17 protein-coding genes are annotated in these 19,441 nt (G+C 67.8%); 7 read left to right on the top strand and 10 right to left on the bottom strand.

Annotated features, from left to right (window positions below; translation table 11 throughout):
• Positions 1 to 28 precede the first annotated feature (28 nt).
• Genes ACV22Z_RS32620 through ACV22Z_RS32590 form a run of 7 tightly spaced genes read right to left on the bottom strand, consistent with a single transcriptional unit; the run spans position 29 to position 8,426 of the window.
• Entirely contained in the window at positions 29 to 1,027 is a 999-nt protein-coding gene (locus tag ACV22Z_RS32620) for a DODA-type extradiol aromatic ring-opening family dioxygenase (RefSeq protein WP_448080367.1), read from the bottom strand.
• Positions 1,028 to 1,063: 36 nt separating this feature from the next.
• A complete protein-coding gene (locus tag ACV22Z_RS32615) occupies positions 1,064 to 2,296 on the bottom strand; it encodes a CaiB/BaiF CoA transferase family protein (RefSeq protein ID WP_448080366.1) in 1,233 nt (410 codons plus the stop codon).
• Positions 2,297 to 2,308: 12 nt separating this feature from the next.
• Complete coding sequence (locus tag ACV22Z_RS32610; RefSeq protein ID WP_448080365.1) at positions 2,309 to 2,755, bottom strand: Zn-ribbon domain-containing OB-fold protein; 447 nt, start codon at positions 2,753 to 2,755, stop codon at positions 2,309 to 2,311.
• Positions 2,756 to 2,757: 2 nt separating this feature from the next.
• Entirely contained in the window at positions 2,758 to 3,921 is a 1,164-nt protein-coding gene (locus ACV22Z_RS32605; protein WP_448080364.1) for a thiolase domain-containing protein, read from the bottom strand.
• On the bottom strand, positions 3,918 to 5,063 hold the full coding sequence (locus ACV22Z_RS32600) for an acyl-CoA dehydrogenase family protein (protein ID WP_448080363.1): 1,146 nt from the start codon (positions 5,061 to 5,063) through the stop codon (positions 3,918 to 3,920). The genes ACV22Z_RS32605 and ACV22Z_RS32600 overlap by 4 nt, the downstream gene beginning before the upstream one ends.
• Positions 5,064 to 5,077: 14 nt before the next feature.
• Positions 5,078 to 6,259: an acyl-CoA dehydrogenase family protein gene (locus tag ACV22Z_RS32595; protein ID WP_448080362.1), complete on the bottom strand. Its 1,182-nt coding sequence runs from the start codon at positions 6,257 to 6,259 to the stop codon at positions 5,078 to 5,080.
• 19 nt (positions 6,260 to 6,278) lie between these two features.
• Positions 6,279 to 8,426 (bottom strand): acetate--CoA ligase family protein, encoded by a 2,148-nt coding sequence (locus tag ACV22Z_RS32590; protein ID WP_448080361.1) that lies wholly within the window; start codon positions 8,424 to 8,426, stop codon positions 6,279 to 6,281.
• A 310-nt stretch (positions 8,427 to 8,736) separates the two neighbouring features.
• Between ACV22Z_RS32590 and ACV22Z_RS32585 the strand changes: the two genes are divergently transcribed.
• The 7 genes from ACV22Z_RS32585 to ACV22Z_RS32555 are packed head-to-tail and all read left to right on the top strand — an operon-like array spanning position 8,737 to position 15,413.
• Positions 8,737 to 9,480, top strand: coding sequence for a GntR family transcriptional regulator (locus ACV22Z_RS32585; protein ID WP_448080360.1), 744 nt, complete (start codon positions 8,737 to 8,739; stop codon positions 9,478 to 9,480).
• Between the two features lie 38 nt (positions 9,481 to 9,518).
• Complete coding sequence (locus ACV22Z_RS32580) at positions 9,519 to 9,896, top strand: RidA family protein (protein WP_448080359.1); 378 nt, start codon at positions 9,519 to 9,521, stop codon at positions 9,894 to 9,896.
• 54 nt (positions 9,897 to 9,950) lie between these two features.
• The gene (locus ACV22Z_RS32575) at positions 9,951 to 10,955 is read left to right on the top strand and encodes an amidohydrolase family protein (RefSeq protein WP_448080358.1); all 1,005 of its coding nucleotides are present in this window, start codon (positions 9,951 to 9,953) and stop codon (positions 10,953 to 10,955) included.
• 2 nt (positions 10,956 to 10,957) lie between these two features.
• Positions 10,958 to 12,196 carry a Rieske 2Fe-2S domain-containing protein gene (locus ACV22Z_RS32570; protein WP_448080357.1) on the top strand — a complete coding sequence of 413 codons (1,239 nt, stop codon included), beginning with the start codon at positions 10,958 to 10,960 and terminating at the stop codon, positions 12,194 to 12,196.
• A gap of 15 nt (positions 12,197 to 12,211) precedes the next feature.
• Positions 12,212 to 13,198, top strand: a complete 987-nt coding sequence (locus ACV22Z_RS32565; RefSeq protein WP_448080356.1) for a PDR/VanB family oxidoreductase — start codon at positions 12,212 to 12,214, stop codon at positions 13,196 to 13,198.
• A 54-nt stretch (positions 13,199 to 13,252) separates the two neighbouring features.
• Positions 13,253 to 14,056: a crotonase/enoyl-CoA hydratase family protein gene (locus ACV22Z_RS32560; RefSeq protein ID WP_448080355.1), complete on the top strand. Its 804-nt coding sequence runs from the start codon at positions 13,253 to 13,255 to the stop codon at positions 14,054 to 14,056.
• Between the two features lie 13 nt (positions 14,057 to 14,069).
• Positions 14,070 to 15,413: a 3-hydroxyacyl-CoA dehydrogenase NAD-binding domain-containing protein gene (locus ACV22Z_RS32555; protein WP_448080354.1), complete on the top strand. Its 1,344-nt coding sequence runs from the start codon at positions 14,070 to 14,072 to the stop codon at positions 15,411 to 15,413.
• A 197-nt stretch (positions 15,414 to 15,610) separates the two neighbouring features.
• On the opposite strand, the gene ACV22Z_RS32550 is transcribed toward ACV22Z_RS32555, so the two are convergent.
• The 3 genes from ACV22Z_RS32550 to ACV22Z_RS32540 form a co-directional block, all read right to left on the bottom strand.
• Entirely contained in the window at positions 15,611 to 16,357 is a 747-nt protein-coding gene (locus ACV22Z_RS32550) for a GntR family transcriptional regulator (protein WP_448080353.1), read from the bottom strand.
• Positions 16,358 to 16,623: 266 nt separating this feature from the next.
• On the bottom strand, positions 16,624 to 17,766 hold the full coding sequence (locus ACV22Z_RS32545) for a porin (RefSeq protein WP_448080352.1): 1,143 nt from the start codon (positions 17,764 to 17,766) through the stop codon (positions 16,624 to 16,626).
• Positions 17,767 to 17,851: 85 nt separating this feature from the next.
• Positions 17,852 to 19,237 carry a spinster family MFS transporter gene (locus tag ACV22Z_RS32540; protein ID WP_448080351.1) on the bottom strand — a complete coding sequence of 462 codons (1,386 nt, stop codon included), beginning with the start codon at positions 19,235 to 19,237 and terminating at the stop codon, positions 17,852 to 17,854.
• Positions 19,238 to 19,441: the final 204 nt, after the last annotated feature.

Raw genomic sequence — 19,441 nt, 5'->3', positions numbered from 1 at the left:
ATCGATTTCACTACGGGATGAAGCCGGGTCAGGCCAGCGTGCGCCATGCGGCAAAGCACAGCCCGGTGCCGGTCAGCGCGGGGCTGCGATAGCCCGGCGTGTACGACACCCATTCGAGGTCGAGCGACCGGACAGCCTCGACCGCGATGATCCAGTTGCGGATCTCGGAGCTGCCGGCCTGCAGCCGCTTCGGATCGAGCGCGGCCAGCCACGCGCTGTCCTTGCGGCGGATCGCGTCGATGATCGCGTTGTCGAGTTCCTCGTCGACGACGAAATGCGACAGGCCACCTGATGCGAGCACGCCGACGCGCAGGTCCTCCGGATACGACTCGATCAGCTCGCGCAGCGCGGCGCCGAGCTGGACGCAGCGGCGCGGCGTCGGCTGGTTCGGCGGATCGAACGTGTTCACGATCACCGGAATGATTGGCAAATCCAGCCCCTGCAGGTAGCGACGATGAATGAACGAGAACGCATGGCCCTCGAACTGCCCGCGTTCGAGTCCATCCATCGCGGCGATGTCGAAGTCGCGGTCGCAAAGCGCGCGTATCAGCCAGCGGGCCATCGCCGACCGGACCGGGTAGTGCATGTCGCCGTCGGGCTCCTGCCGCATCGTGCGCGCACGCGCGTACCAGCTGTCGTTCGGGCCCGTCTCGCGCTTCGCGTTGCGGATCGTCTCTCCGTAGTAGATCGCGAAGGCCGGGTTGTTGGTCGTGCGAAACAGCTCGGTCTGATCGTCGCCGATGACGATCAGCACGTCGAGTTTCGCCGCGCGGATCCGCTCGCGCAGTTCGTCCATCGCAGCCTCGGCCGCGTCATGGCGCTCGCCCATCCGCTCGGGCGTGACCATCGCTTCGGCGTCGGCCGGCGCGCGCTCGAGCAACGCGTCGTAGGTGACGGGATCGCCCGCGCGATCGAAGTAATAGGGGTTCTTGGGGTCGACCGCGCGGAACCCGTGTTGCCAGTCCTCGCGCTGCGACACCAGCATGATGCTGTGCGACGAACCGAATGCGGCTACCAAACGTGCCATGTCCTGTCCTCTCGTTACGTTTCGCCCATGCGCCGTTCAGACCACGAACGCAGCGCGCCATTGTTCGATCTGCTCGTCCGCATAGCCGAGCTCGCGCAGGATCGCCTGCGTATGCTGCCCCTGCTCCGGCGCGATGCGCGGCGACGCGTCGCGCGGATAGCGCGACAGCCGGAACGGCTGGCCGACGAACGCCACCTCGCCCTTGCCCGGCACGTCGGCCGGCCACGCGATGCCGAGATGCCTGACCTGCGGATCGTCGAACACCTCGTCGATCCGGTGGATCGGGCCGCACGGCACGCCGACCCCGATCAGGATGTCGGTCCATTCCCGTGTGGTGCGCGTCTTCAGCGCTTCGCCGACGATGCGATTCACCGCATCGCGGTTCGCAACCCGCGCGGGATCGGAGTCGTAGCCCGGCGCGCGTGCAAACGCTTCGAGGCCGAGCGCTTCGCACAGGCGCGTCCACATCGTCTGGCCGATTGCGGCGAGGTTCAGGTAGCCGTCCTGCGTCGCGAATACGCCCGTCGGCACCGTCAGCGGATGCTCGTTGCCGACCTGCTCCGGCACTTTCCTGTCGACGAGCCATTGCGCGGCCTGGAAGTCGAGCATCGCGATCTGCGCCTCGAGCAGCGAGGTCTGCACCCACTGGCCCTCGCCCGACACCTCGCGTTCGAGCAGCGCGGTCAGGATCCCCATCGCGCAGAAGTGGCCCGAGCACAGGTCCGCGATCGGAATGCCGACCCGCATCGGGCCTTCGCCCGGCTTGCCCGTCACGCTCATCAGGCCACCCATTCCCTGCGCAATCGAGTCGAAGCCCGGCCATTTCGCATACGGGCCGTCCTGGCCGAAGCCCGAGATGCTCGCGTAGACGAGGCGCGGATTGATCGCGCGCAGCGCAGCGGGACCGATGCCGAGACGTTCCTTCACATCCGGGCGGAAATTCTCGATGAACACGTCGGCACGCTCGACCAGCGCGCGCAGGATCTCGCGGCCGGCCGGATCCTTCATGTTCAGCGTCAGGCTCTCCTTGTTGCGATGCAGGTTCTCGTAATCGGCGCGGTTGTGGTCGCGCCCGCCGATCATGTCGTCGCCGCCCGGCGCGCCCGGCGGAATCTCGATCTTGATCACGCGCGCGCCCATGTCGGCGAACAGGCGCATCGCGGTCGGGCCCGCGCGCACGCGCGATGCATCGACGATCGTGAAGCGCGACAGCGGACCGCTGCGCACTGCGCCGGCTTCCTGCTGCGTTTGATTGCATTCGACTGTCATGCCGGGTCTCCTTCAGGCCGGTGCAAACATCGGAACCGGATAGTCACCGTCGCTCGGCTTGAACACGACCCGCACGCGCTGGCCGATCGCGAGCGTGGCGGGGTCGCAGTCAACGAGGTTGGTCAGCATCGTTACGCCCTCGTCGAGCGTCACGTAAGCCAGCGTGTAGCGCGTGGCGTCGCGCCCCATCGTGCTGCACGAGTAAATCGTGCCGCGCCCCGTCGACTCGATCCATTCCGTGTTCGCGCTCAGGCAGTGCGGGCATATGTCGCGTGGATAGTAGTGCGTATCATTGCAGTCACGGCAACGCTTCACGAGCAGGCGGCCATCGCGCGCGGCCTCCCAGAACGGCAGCGCCTCGGGCAGCACGCGCGGGGCCGGAATCCGGCGCGGCCCGGCCGGTGCGGCGGACTTCGCGACCGGCGCCGGCGTGGCGGAAGTCGGTTTGATCGTGCTCATCGTTACTCCCGTTCGAGAATCAGTGTGCCCGCGGTATGGCGCGACGCGAGCGCGCCGCCGATGCCGTTCGCGAGCGCGAGATCGCAGTTCCTGACCTGCACCGCAGGATGCGCTTCGCCGCGCAACTGGCGCACGGCTTCGATGATCTTCGTCACGCCGCCGCGATTGGCCGGATGGTTGTTGCACAGGCCGCCGCCGTCGGTGTTGAACGGCAGCCGCCCCACGCCGGAGATCAGGCCGCCATCCGCGACGAACCTGCCGCCTTCGCCCTTTCCGCAGAACCCGAGATCCTCGAGTTGCATCAGCACGGTGATCGTGAAGCTGTCGTACAGCGATGCGTACTTGATGTCCGCGGGTGTCACGCCCGCTTCGGCAAACGCGGCCGCACCCGACCACTTCGCGGCCGACCAGGTCAGGTCGATCTTGCCGCCCGACGCATGCTTCGGCGCCTCGCCGGTACCGCGCACCTTCACGAGCGGCCGCTTGAGCTGCTTCGCAAGCTCGGGGCGCGCGACGATCAGCGCGCCGCCGCCGTCGCTCATCACGCAGCAGTCGAGTCGATGCAGCGGATCGGCGACCATCGGCGAGTTCACGACGTCTTCCACGGTCACGACGTTGCGCAGCATCGCGTTCGGGTTGTGCTGCGCGTGATGGGACGCGGCCACCTTGATCCACGCGAGCTGTTCGCTCGTCGTGCCGTACTCGGCCATGTGGCGCTTCGCCACCATGCCGTAGAGGTTCTGCGTGGCCGGGCCGAACGGCAGCTCGAACTGGACGTCGGGTGCGTCCGGATCCGGCGCTCTCAGCGCGAGGGCCGCGCCAGCCGCACGCGGGCGACCTGCGAGCGTGATCAGCGCCACGTTGCAGCGTCCCGCCGCAATCGCTTCGGCCGCATGCGCGACGTGCAGGATCGGCGCGGACCCGCCACACTCGGTCGAATCGACGTGGCGCAGCTTGAGGCCAAGGTACTCGGCCATCGTCGTCGTGCCGAGCCCCGGCGCATCGCCCGCGCAGAAGTAGCCATCGATGTCGTCCCGCGTGAGGCCCGCATCGTCGAGCGCCCCCTTCGCGACGTCGGCGTGAAGCCGCGCGACGGAGAGGTCGTCGGCCTTGCGTGTCGGGTGTTCGTAGGCCCCGACGATGTACGCTTGTCCGTTCAGGCTCATGCCACCTCCGCTGCAAGGCGCTGCGCGTTGAAGCGCTTCAGGTGTTGCGTGGCGTCGCCATAGGTCATGTTGATCGCGAACAGGCGCTTCGCGTAGTGCCCCACGCGGCATTCGTCCGTGACGCCCATCGCGCCGTGCATCTGGATCGCCCATTCGGCTGCCGTGCGGCATGCGTGGCCAATGAACGCTTTCGCGGCCGATACATATCGGCGGCGGCGCGGCGCGTCGTCCTCGTCGACGGCCATCGCAGCGGCGCATGCCATCGACTTGCCCTGCTCGAGTGCGATCAGCATGTCGGCGATGCGGTGTTGCAGCGCCTGGAATTTGGCGAGCGGTGTGCCAAACTGCATGCGCGTTCTCAGGTGTTCGGCCGTCAGGTCGAGCAGCGCGTCGAGCGCGCCGACCGACTCCGCGCACAGCGCGGCGTTCGCGCGGTCGAGCGCTGCGTCGATCAGCTCGAAGGCCGCGCCGGCCTCGCCGATCAGGTCGGCCTTGCGCACCGCCACGTTCGCGAACGTGACGTGCGCGGCTTCGCGGGCGTCGATCGTCGCGACGGTCCGGAGCGTGATGCCGGCCGCCTTCGCGTCGACCGTGAACAGCGACAGGCCCCTCGTTTCGCCGGCCTCACCCGACGTGCGCACGGCGACGACGAACGCGTCGGCGATGGCGCCGTCGAACACGATCGTCTTGGTGCCGTCGATGCGCCATCCGTCGCCGGTCTCGGTCGCGGGCACCGCGATGCGCGCGATATCGTGGCGCGCGTCGGCTTCACCCACGGCGAGCGCGAGCACTTTCTCGCCGGTCGCGGCCGCGTCGAGCCACCGGGTGCGCTGTTCGCCGCTGCCGGCCATGCCGACCAGCGCGGCGGCGGGCACGCCGCTCGCGAGCCAGCCCGCGCCGCCGAGCGCGCGTCCCAGTTGCTCGGCGACGAGCATCGTTTCAACTGCGCCATAACCGCTGCCGCCATGGTCCGTCGCAATCGCGAGCCCCGTCACGCCGAGTTCCGCCAGGCCCCGGCGACGCGTCGCCGCGAGTGCGGAATCCTCGGCATTGCCGCGCAGGTGCGCCGGATATTCGCCGTCGCAGAAGCGGCGGACCGCCTCTCGCAGCGCGATGTGATCGTCAGTCAGAGAAAAATCCATGTGAGTGTCCCGCCTCAAGCATTGAAGAATGCGCGGCTGATCAGGTTGCGCTGCACTTCGTTGGCCCCGCCGTAGATCGACAGCTTGCGTGCGTCGAAGTAATTGGCCGCGACGGCGACGACGTCCTCGGGGCTCGCCGGATCGTGGCCCGCCTGATCGAGCAACGCCGCCTCGTCGAACGGAATGCCGTCCGGCCCCGCAATTTCAGTGAGGAGTGCAAAAATTTCCTGACGCAATTCAGTGCCGCGTACTTTCAGCATCGACGCCTCGACGGCCGGCACGCGGCTCTGCTGGTTCGCGCTCAGCATGCGCAGCCCCGTGAATTCGAGCGCCATCAGCTCGATCTCGAAGCGGCTCACGCGTGCGTCGAACAGCGGATCGTCCGCCAGGCCGTATTGCTTGCCGAGCCGTTTCGCACGCGCGAGCTGCTGCTTGCACGAGCCGATCCCGGCAATGCCGGTGCGCTCGTGGCCGAGCAGGTACTTGCCGTAGGACCAGCCCTTGTTGACCTCGCCGACGAGGTTCTCCGCCGGCACGCGCACGTTGTCGAGATACACCTCGTTGAGGTCGGTGCCGCCTTCGAGCATCCGGATCGGCCGCACCTCGACGCCCGGCGACTTCATGTCGATGAGCAGGAACGAAATGCCTTCCTGCGGCTTCGCGCTTGCGTCCGTGCGCACGAGCGCGAACATCATCTCGCACCAGTGCGCGTACGAGGTCCAGACCTTGTGGCCGTTCACGACGAAGTGATCGCCGTCGCGCACGGCGGTAGTGCGCACGCTGGCGAGATCCGAGCCCGCGCCCGGTTCCGAGAAGCCTTGCGCCCACCAGGTTTCGCTGCGGCGGATCGCAGGCAGGTAGCGCGCCTTCTGCTCGGCTGTGCCGAATGCGATGAGCACCGGCCCGAGCATGTTGATGCCGCTCGCAATGATGCGCGGCGCGCCGCCGACGAGCGTTTCCTCGTCGAAGATGTAGCGCTGCAGCGGCGTCCAGCCGGGCCCGCCCGCCTCCTTCGGCCACGACGGCGTGATCCATCCGCGCTCGTAGAGCTTCCCGTACCACTCGACGTAGTCGTCACGTTCGAGGCGCAGGCCGAGTTCGGCCTTGCGCTTGAGCGCGGGCGACAGGTTCTTGCCGACGAACTCGCGCACCTCGGCGCGGAACGCCTGATCCTCAGCGGAGAATTCCAGTTTCATGCAGATGTTCTCCCGGGGTTCAGTGCGCCAGGTCCTGCGCGCCGCACACGACCAGTGCGTCGAGCGCGAGCACGCGGTCGGGGTATGCAACGAGCGGATTCACATCGATTTCGGTGATCTGCGGGTTCGCGCGCATCTGGGCGCCGATCGCGGCCACCGCCTTCGCGATCGCGGCCACGTCGACGCCTGCCGCGCCGCGCACGCCATCGAGCAACGCGGCGGCCTTCAGACGGCGCAATTCGACCACGATGTCCGCCTCGGCCATGTCGGCGGGAATCAGCCGCACATCCTTCAGCGCCTCGATCCAGATGCCCCCGAGCCCGACCAGCACGACCGGCCCCCAATCGGCATCGCGCTTCGCACCGACCACGAGTTCGAGGCCGCGCGGGCCCATCGCCTCGACGAGCGTGCCGTCGAGCGCAAGCCCCGGGCGGTGCGCGGCCACGTTCGCGTGGAGCCGGTCCCAGCCGGCGCGCAGCGCGTCGGCGTCCGCCAGCCCGACCACGACGCCGCCGACGTCGCTCTTGTGCGGCAATTCGCTCGCCTGCGCCTTGAGCACGACCGGATAGCCGATTTCGCCGGCGATCGCGAGCGCGTCGTCGAGCGTCTTCGCAAGCCGCCCGCCCGGCACCGGCAGGCCCACGGCGGCGAGCCATGCCTTGCCCTGGTACTCGGGAAAGATGCCGTTCGCCGGCACCGCGCCCGGCAGCGGAACGGCCGCCGGCCCTACCGTGCTCGCGCGCCGCGCGCGCTGCAGCGATTCGCCATAGGCGGCCACCCGCGCGCACGCTCGAAGCGCGCGGTCCGGCGAGCGGAAGAACGGCACGCCGCTCGCGGCGATCGCGTCGACGAAGAACGGCTCGAGCGCGTTGTTGTCGCCCATCACCGCCAGCACGGCCGGCTTGGTCGCGCGGGCGAGCGCCGGCACGAGGTGATCGGCCTTGTCGCGCTGCGCGATCGGCGGACCGCCCATGATCGACAGCACGAGGCTGCCGACGTCCGGGTCGGCAAGCACCGTGTCGATCAGCTCGCCGATCAGGCCGGGGTTGCGCACACCGATCGTCGTGTAGTCGAGCGGGTTGTCGGCCACCGCGAAGTCGGGCAGCAGTTCGGTCAGCTTGCGGACCGTCGGCTCGGTCAGGCGCGGCAGCGTGAGGCCGATGTCTTCCGCAAAGTCCAGCGTGATGTTCTTCACGGCCCCCGACGCCGTCATCACGGCCGTGCCGGCCGCAGGCGGCAGCGGGAAACGCGCGAGGATCGTCGTGGTGTCGAACAGCTCGTCGAGCGAATCGACCATGACCACGCCTTCGCGCGCGAGCAGCACGCTCGCGGTCGCGTGGTCGCCAGCGAGCGCGCCGGTATGCGACTGTGCTGCTTCTCGCGCACGCGCACTCTTGCCCGGCATCAGCATCACGATCGGCTTGCCCGCTGCGCGCGCGTCGCGCGCCAGTGCGATGAAGGTCTGCGGCCGGCGGATCTGTTCCGCGTAAACCGCGATCGCGCTCGTCTGCGGATCAGCAACGAACCAGGCCAGATAGTCCTCGATGCCGAGCACGGCTTCGTTGCCTGTCGACACGGCCGCCGTGATCGGCTGGCCGCGCCCCATGAACGCGTCGCGCAGGTTCGCGGCCATCGCGCCGCTTTGCGCGACCACGCCGACGCCGTTGCGGCCTGCGCATGGATAGGGCGCAACGGCCTCGAACGTCACGGGGATACCCGCCTCGAAGTTCGTGAAGCCCATGCAGTTCGGCCCGATCAGCGCCATGCCCGCCCGGTTCGCAGCGTCAGCCAGCGCCTGCTGCCGTGCGCGGCCGTCGTCTCCCGCTTCGGCGTAGCCCGACGCGAAGATCACCGCCGCATGCGTGCGGCGCGCGCCGAGCGTTCGGACCGCATCGAGCACGCCTGCCTCCGGAATCGCGAGCACGGCGAGATCGATGCCTTCCGGCAGCGCATCGACGCTGTCGACGCACGGACGGCCATTGATTTCCCGGCTGCTGCGCGAGACGAGGTGGATCTCGCCCGCATAGCCGAACCGCTCGAGATTCTGCAGCACGAAATTGCCGAACGAACGCGGATCGGCAGATGCACCGACGATCGCGATCGATCGCGGCTTGAGCACGCGCTCGACGGGCAGTACGCCGAGGGCGTCGGAGAGTGGGTTACTCATCAGGTCATGCCTCTTTGTTGAGTGGAGACCCCCGGTCTGTCACACCAGGATCATGTCGGATGGAATGCATTCTGGCATACCAAACATAGTCAATCAATACACCACAACCCAAAACCACTCACTGGCGTTTTCCCTAACCCGACTCGCCACAATGGCCATCCGATCAGCTATCCAACTGATTCACAACAACTTTTCCGCAAGCACGGACGACGTACATGCGCCGCAGCGAAGGCATCAGAAAAACCCTAATTTGCATACCACAAAGCATAATTGGTATATTTAACCCATCCAAACGCCCATTGTTTCCGCCATGAAACCTGTAGCCGGCCTGCCCCCGGAGCCCGAAGAATCGGCGGGCGATCTGCCTGAAACCGCGGCCCGCACCCGGGCGAGTCTCGCGAGCGACATTCGTGCGACGCTGCAGGGCGAGATCGAGACGGGCAAGCTCGCGCCTGGCACACCGATCGACGAACGCGCGCTGGCTGCACGCTTCGACGTATCGCGCACCCCCGTGCGCGAGGCGCTCCAGCATCTCGCTGCGCGCGATCTCGTCGTGATCTCGCCGCGCCAGGGCATGACGGTCGCGCGCCTGTCGGTCGCGAAGGTGCGCTCGATGCTGGAATACATCGGCGAACTGGAGGCGCTCTGCGCGCGCTTTTCGGCGCGGCGGGCGAGCAACGAACTGCGCGACGCGCTCGACCGGGCCCTGCTGGCGTGCCAGCAGGCGGCTGCCGACGGCAATGCTGCCGAGTACGCCGCCGCCAACGCGGCGTTCCACGACGCGATCTACGACGGCAGCCGCAACGAGTGCCTCGCCGACCAGATCCGCGCCGCACGCCGCCAGTCGGAACGCTACCGCGTGGCCGATTTTCGCAATCGCACCCAGATCAGCCGCTCGCTTCAGGAGCACCTCGAAATCGCGCGCGCGATTCAGGCGGGTGACGAAGCCCGAGCCGCCGACGCGATGCTGCGCCATGTGCCGGCCGGCACGACCGGCTTCTCGGAATTCCTCGCCGCCGTGCCGCGCCATTTCTTCGAAACCGGCGCGGAATGACACGCCGCGCCCATCCATTCAAGCCATACGGAGGAAGCATGCCTCGTTCCATCGACGTCCCGGGTCTCGCGCACAACGCGCCGATTCCGGTCGGCGCGCGCGTCGCCAACGTGCTGTGCTCGTCGGCCATCGCCGGCAAGGACCCGGCGACGGGCCGCCTCGCGCCCGAGCCCGCCGGGCAGGCGCAGCTCGCGTTCGACAACCTGAAGCGCTTTCTCGAAGCGGGCGGCGCGACACTCGCGAACGTCGTGAAGCTGACCGTCTACGTGAATGACGACTCGGTGCGCGAGCACGTCAATGCGCACTGGCTCGCGTGCTGGCCCGACCCCGCGCAACGCCCGGCCCGCCATGTCGTCGTGCACGACCTGCAGCACGGCATGGCGCTCCAGATCGAAACCCTCGCCGTCATCGCCTGACCACCCGACAGCGCCATTCCACGCATCGCCCATCACCGAAAGAGAGGCTTCCCTGTGATCATCGATTCCCACGCCCACGTCGTCATGCCGCCGGAGAGTTTCCGCTACATGGCGGAACTGGTCGGCGGCCGCGCCAACCCGTCGACGCGGCCGAACGTCCCCGACGCATCCGTGCGCAAGATGGCCGAAGAGCTCGTGCGCGGCATGGACGCGGTCGGCACCGACGTGCAGTTCATCTCGCCGCGCCCGTACCTGCAGATGCACTCGGTCAAGCCCGCGCGCGTGACCGAACTGTGGTCGCGCCACTGCAACGACCTGATCGCGCGCTTCGTCGCGATGTTCCCTGATCGCTTCCGCGGCGTCGCGGGCCTGCCGCAGTTCATGAACGAATCGCCGGCAGTGCGCGTGGTCGCCGAACTCGAGCGCTGCGTGAACGAGCTCGGCTTCGTCGGCTGCCTGCTGAACCCGGATCCGACCGAATCCGAAGGCCCGACGCCGCCCGGCCTCGGCGATCCGTTCTGGTATCCGCTCTACGATGCGATGACCGCGCTCGACGTGCCCGCGCTGATCCACTCGGCGGGCAGTTGCAGCCCGCGCGAGTCGTACACGCTGAAGTTCATCAACGAAGAAAACATCGCGGTGATCTCGCTGCTCGAATCGGATGTGTTCGACACGTATCCGAACCTGAAGATCGTGGTCGCCCACGGCGGCGGCGCGATTCCGTACCAGATGGGCCGGTTCCGCTCGTGGGCGGTCCGCCGCAATCATCCGCAGAGCTTCGACGAGCAGCTCCGCAAGCTGTACTTCGACACCTGCAACTATTCGAAGGAATCGATCGAGCTGCTGCTCAAGGTGGCCGGCACCGACAACGTGCTGTTCGGCACCGAGAAGCCCGGCACCGGCAGCGCACGCGATCCGGTCTCGGGCCGCGATTACGACGACATGCGCCCCGTCATCGAGAGCATCGAATGGCTGACCGGCGAGCAGCGCAGGAACATCTTCGAATGCAACTGCACGCGCGTCTATACGCGTGCATTCCGTCGCGACACGGAGGCTTGATCATGGCAATGACCCGCGAAGAAAACGAACTGCTCACCCGCGTCGAGAACGGCGCGCCGATGGGCGAGATGATCCGTCAGCATTACTGGATCCCGGCCGTGCCGTCGGCGAAGCTCGAAGCCGATGGCGCGCCCGTGCTCGTGCGCCTCCTCGGCGCGAACTACGTCGCATTCCGCGCCACCGACGGCCGCGCCGGCGTGGTCGACGAGCTGTGTCCGCACCGCAAGACGTCGATGATGATGGCGCGCAACGAGCACGATGGCCTGCGCTGCCTGTTCCACGGCTGGAAGATCGACGTCGAGGGCAAGGTGATCGAAGCGCCGAACCAGGTCGGCGACCAGGCGCAATTCTGCAAGCGCGTGAAGACGAGCCAGTACCGCGTCGAGGAACGCGGCGGCATTGTCTGGGTCTGGCTCGGCAGCGGCGACGCGCCGCCACGCTTCCCGGACCTGCCGTTCACGCACCTGAGCGCGGACCAGCGCTCGGTCACGAGCGTCGAGGTGCCGACCAACTGGGTGCAGGGCGTGGAAGCGTCAATGGATTCGTCGCACGTCGGCGTGCTGCACGAATCGACGACGCAGATCACCTCCGGCAGCGGCAACGAGCGCATGCACATGACGCGCTCGCTCGCACCGCGCCTCGAGTTCGAGGAGCGTCCGTACGGCTATCGCTACGCGGCATTGCGCGACCTGCCCGACGACAAGGTCTATGCACGCGTAAACAATTTCGTGATGCCGTGGTACGGGATCATCTGCGCACCGGACGCAAACGGCCCGAGCACCGTGTTCTTCTCGACACCTGTCGACGACGTCACGCACCGCGCGTGGTTCGTGCACTTCAATCCGACCCGCAAGCTCGGCATGACCGTGATGTCCGCCACGCCGGACGTCTGGAACTTTCCGCCGCTGCCGCCCGGCACGCGCGACAACAGCTTCGGCCAGAACCGCGACCTGATGAAGCGCGGCCACGCGACCGGCTTCCACCAGCACCTCGGCACCGAAGACTTCGCGATGTTCCTCGGCCAGGGGCCGATCGCCGACCGCATGACGGAACAGCTCTGCTCGGCAGACGGGGCGGTATTGCGCGTGCGCGCATTGCTGCTCAGGTCGGCGCGCGAGTTCATCGCCGGCAACACGCCGACGCTCGCCGACAACCCCGAGCTCGACTACTCGCGCGCGATCTCGATCGGCGGCGTCCTGCCGGCCGGCGCCGACTGGCGCGTGCTCACCGAAACCGCGTAACCGGACATGACTTCGATGCCTGCCCCCATGCTGCTCACGCTGCGCGTCGCGTCGATCGATGCCCCGACCTCGCTCGTCAGGACGCTCACGCTCGAAGCGCCGGACGGCGCGCGGCTGCCCGGCTACGAGCCCGGCGCTCACATCCAGGTGGAAATACCGGCCGCCGCCGGCGGCGTGCCGCAGTGGCGCTCGTACTCGTTGGTCAACCTCGATCCGGCGGCGGATACCCGCTCCGGCGCGCACGCGTACCGGCTCGGCGTCCGGCGCGACGACGAAGGCCGCGGCGGCTCGCGCCACATGCACGCGCTGAAGCCCGGCGACACGCTGAAGGTGCGCGCGCCGGTCAACCACTTCCCGCTCGCCGCGCCGCCGCGCGTGCTGTTGATCGCCGGCGGCATCGGCATTACGCCGATGGCGTCGATGGCCGCCGAACTGATCGCACGGCGGCGCGACTTCGAACTGCATTTCAGCGGCCGCACGCGCGATGCGCTGCCGTATGTCGACGAACTGCGTGCGCTGGCCGGCGAACGGCTCGTTCTGCATGCCGACGACGACCCGGCCACGCGCCTGTCGATCGGCGCGCTGCTCGACCGTGCGGAAGTGAATCAGCCGATCTACGTATGCGGCCCGGCCGGCATGATCGACGCGGTGCTCGCGGCCGCGCGCGCGCGTGGCTGGCACGGCTGCGACCTGCACTACGAGCTGTTTACGGAAGCTGCGCCGCAGGCGGGCGACACGGCATTCGAGGTCGAACTCAAGTCTTCCGGCACGGTGCTGACCGTGCCGGAAGACCAGTCCGTGCTCGACACGCTGCTGGCGCATGGCGCCGACGTCATGTACGACTGCCGCTCCGGCTACTGCGGCCTGTGTACGGTGCGCGTCTGCGGCGGCGAGGTCGAACATCGGGACACCTACCTGTCCGACGCGGACAAGGCCGGCGGCAACGTGATGCAGGTTTGCGTGTCGCGCTGCACGCGCGGCCGGCTCGTGCTCGATCTGTGACGCGCCGCGGCGGCATTGAATGAACCGACTCACCCCATCTCAACGGAGCGCATGATGCGCGAAACCCTGGTTACCTACGAACTCGACGGCGCGGTTGCGCTGATCGGCCTCAACCGTCCCGACAAGCGCAATGCGATCAACGAGGACGTGATTGCGCAACTGCGCGACGCGGTCGTGCGCGCCGGCGACGAAGCCGACGTCGGCGTGCTGTTCGGGCACGGCGGCAATTTCAGTGCGGGCCTCGACCTGCGCGAGGCGCTCGCGCGCGCGACCGGCGAGACCGCGCCGCCGCGCAAGCGCCGCCGCCACTCGTGGCATGAGGTGTTCGACCTCATCGCGCGCGGCCCGATCCCGTTCGTCGCGGCGCTGCACGGCGCCGTGGTCGGCGGCGGCCTCGAACTGGCAACCGCCGCGCACGTCCGCGTCGGCGACACCACCGCGTTCTTCGGCCTGCCCGAGGGGCAGCGCGGCATCTTCGTGGGCGGCGGCGGCACGGTGCGCATCCAGCGCGTGATCGGCTACACCGTGATGGCCGACCTGATGCTGACGGGCCGCCTGCTGTCGGCCGACGAAGGCTTGCGCGAGCACGTGATCACCTACCTGACGCCACCCGGCGAAGCGCTCGCGCAAGCGAAGGGACTCGCCGCCAGAATCGCGCAGAATGCGCCCGACACGAACTGGCGCATCACCAACCTGCTGCCGCGCGTGAACGATCTGTCGCATGAAGACGGCCTGTTCCTCGAGTACATGAGTTCCAACATGGCGCGTTCGCCCGAGACTGCGAAGCGCCTGCAGGACTTCGTGGACGGCAAGGCGAAGCCGCTCGAACGTCCCGCCCCGCACAAGACCACCGCATGAGGCACGACAAACGATGAACGCTGCAATCGAACTGAATCCCCAGGAAGCGGCCGCCCGCGAGCGGGCGCTCGCCCACGTGAAGGCGGCGGAGAAGGCCGCCGCGCAAATACCCGTCGCGGCCAACGCCGTCGCGACGCCGCGCCCGATCGAACGGGCGGCCGTGATCGGCGCCGGCACGATGGGCGGCGGCATCGCGATGGCGCTGGCCGCGGCCGGCATCCCCGTCACGTTGATCGACGAGACCGAAACCGGCCTCTCGCGCGGCCTTGCCCGCATCCACGACACCTACGACAACAGCGTCAAACGCGGCAAGCTGGAAGCGGCCGAGCGAGATGCGCGCGTGGCGCGCATCCGCGGCTCGCTCGCGATCGCCGACGTGCGCGATGCCGACATCGTGGTCGAAGCCGTGTTCGAGGATCTCGCGCTCAAGCAGCGCATCTTCCGGGAACTCGACCGGCATGCGAAGCCCGGCGCGATCCTGGCCACCAACACGTCGGGGCTCGACATCGACGAGATCGCGGCCGTCACGCGCCGTCCCGCCGACGTGGTCGGCGCGCATTTCTTCAGCCCCGCGCACGTGATGCGCCTGCTCGAAGTGGTGCACGCCGCGCAGACCGCGGACGACGTCATCGCCACGCTGATGGCGCTGGGCCAGCGGATGGGCAAGGTGGCCGTGCTCGCGCGCATCTATCCGGGCTTCATCGGCAACGCGTTGTTCCGCAATTACAACCGCGAGGCGCACTTCCTCGTCGAGGACGGCGCGCTGCCGCACGAAGTGGACGCGGCGCTCAAGGACTTCGGCTATGCGATGGGCATCTTCGCGGTGCACGACATGGCTGGCAACGACGTCGGCTACCAGACCCGCAAGGCGCAGATGGCGACGCGCCCGACCGACCGGCGCTGGAACGACCTGATCATGAAGCTCGTCGAATCGGGCCGGCTCGGGCAGAAGAGCGGCAAGGGCTGGTACCGCTATGAGCCAGGCAGCCGCGAGCCGCTGCGCGATCCCGAACTCGAGCGCTTCATCGTCGACGAATCGGCGCGCCTGGGCATCGCGCGCCGGCCGATCGCGGCCGACGAGATCGTCAAGCGCTGCGTATACGGCATGATCAACGAGGGGGCGAAGCTGCTTGAACAGGGTATCGCGCTGCGCGCAAGCGATATCGACGTCGTCTACGTGACCGGCTACGGCTTCCCCGCGTATCGCGGCGGCCCCATGTACTACGCGGACCGGATCGGCATCGCGAACGTCTGCCGCGACGTACGGCGGTTTCACGACGAGTACGGCTATTGGTGGAAGCCGGCGCCGCTGCTGGAAAAGCTCGCCGCCGAAAACGGCCGGTTCGCCGACCTCTGAGTGCTGTCGCGGGGCGCTTCGGCGCGGCCGGGGCACGATGCGGGACGGCCGCGCCGTCCCGCGCCCGCTGCGATCCCACTGCGATCCCACTGCGATCCCGCCGCGTCACGCCCCCCGTGCCGCCCGCCCTGCCGCACGCGAACGCCATCCGGCCACCGCGTGGCCGCGGCCCGCTCCCGCCTCCCGCTGTAGCCTGCTCAGTCTTCCTGCTGCACGCTATCCGCGTGCCCCGCGTCCACCGATGACGTGTCGCGCGGCATCGCAACCGGCGCATCGTTGAAGAATTCCGCCGGCAGGGTCGCCAGGAATTCGGAGAAGCCCGCATCGCCGCCGGGCGAATGCTCGGCCATCACGGCTTCGGCGGTCGCCTCGTCGCCCGAAAGCAGCGCCTGCGCCAGCTTCTGGTGATCGGCGATCACCCGCTCGCGCCGGCTCGGCGCCAGAAACGGTTTCGGGCGGTAGCGCGAGATCAGCCGACGGATGGATCGGATCTGGTCGGCCAGATACTCGTTGTGGCATGCCTGGCAGATGACTTCATGGAATTCCGTGTTGGTTCGCGCGAACCGGCGCGCGTCGCCCTGATTGAGCGCGTCGACGCCTTCGTCGATGGTGCGCTGCAGTTCGACGCGCTGCTCGTCGTTCATGCGGCGTGCAGCCAGTCGCGCCGACACGGCCTCGAGTTCGTTCAGCAGTTCGAGCATGTCGCGCAACTGCGGCACCGTCATCTTGGTCACGAACACGCCCTGGCGCGGCACGATCTGCACGTACTGTTGCGCGGCGAGCTGCTGCAGCGCTTCGCGGATCGGCGTGCGCGACACGTTGAAGCGCGCGGCAAGCGCGCGTTCGTCGAGCGCTGCACCGGGCACGAGCTCGCCGCGCTCGATCTCGGCTTCCAGAAGCACCTTGATTTCGGCCGAGCGGCTCAATTTGGGAGGGTGGCTCATTGCGTGAAAGGCAATCGGGTTTCGGGGGCCGCGAGCCTGCGAGAAGCCGGCGGCATCAACTTGTCGTAACGCTCATATGATACCGCGCAGGTATACCAGACACTCAACCAAGTTTTACCCGAACAAGACGGCTTCCCAAATGAACGATCCCTGCCCGGCATGGTCCGCCGGGCAGGGATCGGGTTGAGCCGCTCATCGAGCGCTGCGCGACGATTGCGGATCGGGGCCGGCCCTGCACGCGCCGGACGCGCTGCGCGACCGGAACATCAGAACGTATGACGGATGCCGGCCTGCACGGCCAGCTGGTTTGCCGTCGTCGAGGCGAGATTGCCGTAAAGCGAGCCGCTCGGCCCCGGTACCGAATACGGCGTCGAGATCAGGAAGTTGTCCGCGAACTTCTGGCCCGCGAACGCATGCTGGAACGTGCCGAACAGATAGACGTCGGTGCGCTTCGACAGTCGGTAGTCGAGACCGAGGCTGTAAAGGTCGTACTTGCCGAGCCGGTGCTGGTCGACGTACGTGAAGCCTCCGCCCACCGTCAGGAACGGCGAGAACTTGTAGCTCGCGCCGAGTTCGTACGCACCGACCGTGACCACGCCGCGCGGGCTTTGCGACGCATTCGTGTACGTATACACGCCGTTCACGGAAAGCGCGTCGGTCACGCTCACCTGTCCGCCGACTGCCACCGTGTAGATGGATTTCGCGTCGAGCGCGACCTGCGCCATCGTCCCGACGCCGCGCGCCGCGTTGCCGCCATCGGTCTTGGTGAAGGTGGCCGCGAACGAGTACGGCGCGTTGAAGGTGCCGGTCGGGCTGTACTTGAGCCCCGCGCTGATGACCCGCGGCGTGCCCGTCGACGTGCCGCCGAAGCCCCCCGGAACGTTGCTGAAGCCGTACATCACGCCCGCGCCGAAGCCGTGCCAGGTCGGCGTCTCGTAGCGCACCATGTTGCTGACCGGCTCGCCGGCGAGGCGGTCGATGTCGTAGGCGCCGTGGAACGAATACGACGGCGCGAACTGCGCGACGTTCGTGTAGTACGACACGTAGTCGTAGATGAAATCGTAGTCGTAGCCGGCGATCAGCGTCCCGAAGGTCGTGCTCGACAGGCCGACGAATGCGCGGCGGCCGAACAGCGCGCCGCCGTGCCCCGCAGTGCCGGTGTTGAGCGAGAAGCCGTTCTCGAGCGTAACGATCGCCTTCGAGCCGCCGCCGAGATCCTCGACGCCGCGCATCCCCCAGCGGGACGCCTGGTTGATGCCGTCGTCGAGCCGCCAGAGCGAGTGTCCGCCCGCGTTGCTCACATACGTGAGGCCGTCGTCGATGATCCCGTACAGGGTCATGCTGCTTTGCGCCTGCGCCGTGCTCGCCAGGGTGGCCGCCACTGCGCCCAGAATCAGCTTCCTTTTCACTGCACCGTCTCCTTGTCGAATCGCGGGCCGTCTCGCCCGCTTCATTGCCATCCGCAGTTCGCGGATGGCTGTTGTCTGAACGGGGTTACTTGCCGCGGGCAACGTAGCGCGACGCGAGGAAATAATGGATCGACGACCAGACCAGCACGATGCTCACGGCCAGCATCGCGTAGCGGATGCCGTTGGCCGACGCGTCGTGGCAGGCCGCCGCGAGCGGCGCCCGCAGTGCCGCAGCGGGCGCGTGTATGCCCGGGGCAGCGCATGCGAGCCGGAAGTTGCCTGCCGTGAACAGATGCGCGGCGAAGCGGTCGCTCAGGAAACCGATCGTGGCCGGGCCGAGCCCCTGTCCGACGAGATTCATCAGCAGGAACACGAACGCCGACGCAGTGGCGCGCATCCGCGGCTCGACAATGCCGTGCACGATCGCGAAGGTCGGGCCGTTCCACATGCTGAGCGCCGTCGTCGCGACGAACAGCAGCGCGACGGCCACCGGCCAGTCTTTCAGCAGGAACGCAGCCACGATGAGCGGGAAGCCGATTGCCGTGCCGATTGCCGGCACCCACGCATACCAGCGGCGGTCCTTCGGGCCGGCCCAATCGGCCAATACGCCGCCGAGCGTGTTGCCGATGATGCCGCCCACACCGACCACGAGGCCGAAGATCAGGCCGGCCTGCGCATAGCCCAGGCCGTACACCCGCGTCAGATAGACCGGAATGAACAGGTTGATCGCATATTGCGCAAACGCGCCGATCACGGTGCCGAGCAGCATCTGCACGAACGCACGGCTCTTCATCAGCACGCGAAGCACTTCGCGCAGCGCGGGCACGGCGGTCGCCGCGAGCGCGCCGCCTTCCTCGGCGCCGCCGCGCCTGGGCTCGCGCAGCGTGAGCCACGCGAGCAGGCCGAACACCAGGCCGGGCAGCCCGACCACATAGAACACCGGGCGCCAGCCCATGTGCTGCACCATCCAGCCGCCACCCAGCGCGCCGGCGAGCACGCCGATCGGCGGCCCGAGCGCATAGATCGCGAGCGCGCTCGCGCGGCGGCGCGGGCCGAACTGGTCGGAAATCAGCGAGTGCGCGGTCGGCGTGCTGCCCGCTTCGCCGATGCCGACGCCGAGCCGGTAGAGCATCAGTTGCCAGTACGCGCCGGCCGTGCCGCATAGCGCCGTCATGACCGACCACGCGGCGATCGATATCGCGATCAGCGCGACGCGGTTGAAGCGCTCGGCAAGCCGTGCAATCGGCAGCCCGAGCGCGGAATAGAAGATCGAGAACGCGAGCCCGCCGAGCAGGCCGAGCTGCAGATCGCTCAGGTTCATCTCGACCTTCATCGCCTGACCGACCACCGCAATGATGATCCGGTCGACGAAGCTCGACGCGTAGATGAGGACGAGGACCAACAGGAACCAGCAGCGATACCCGCTGGCGCCTGATCTCGATCTCGCATCCAGAGCCGTCAGTTCCTTCATTTCGCGTGTCTCCAGTAAGAGCCGCCTAGGGCTCGCTGATCGCTTTGTATGCCACAAAGCATGTCGTGGGATTTTTTATGGATTCTCCAGCATAAAATTTGACGGCGCAAGAATGCACACGCGGTAACGGCGTCATCGTTTTCACCTAAGGGAATAAGGCAGACGAATGAGGAAGAAAGCCGGCGAAAAAGCGGCGGCCAATGG

The organism is Burkholderia sp. PU8-34 (assembly GCF_053427725.1).
Note: the sequence above shows the minus strand (reverse complement) of the source record. Positions and strands in the feature narration are given on the sequence as shown.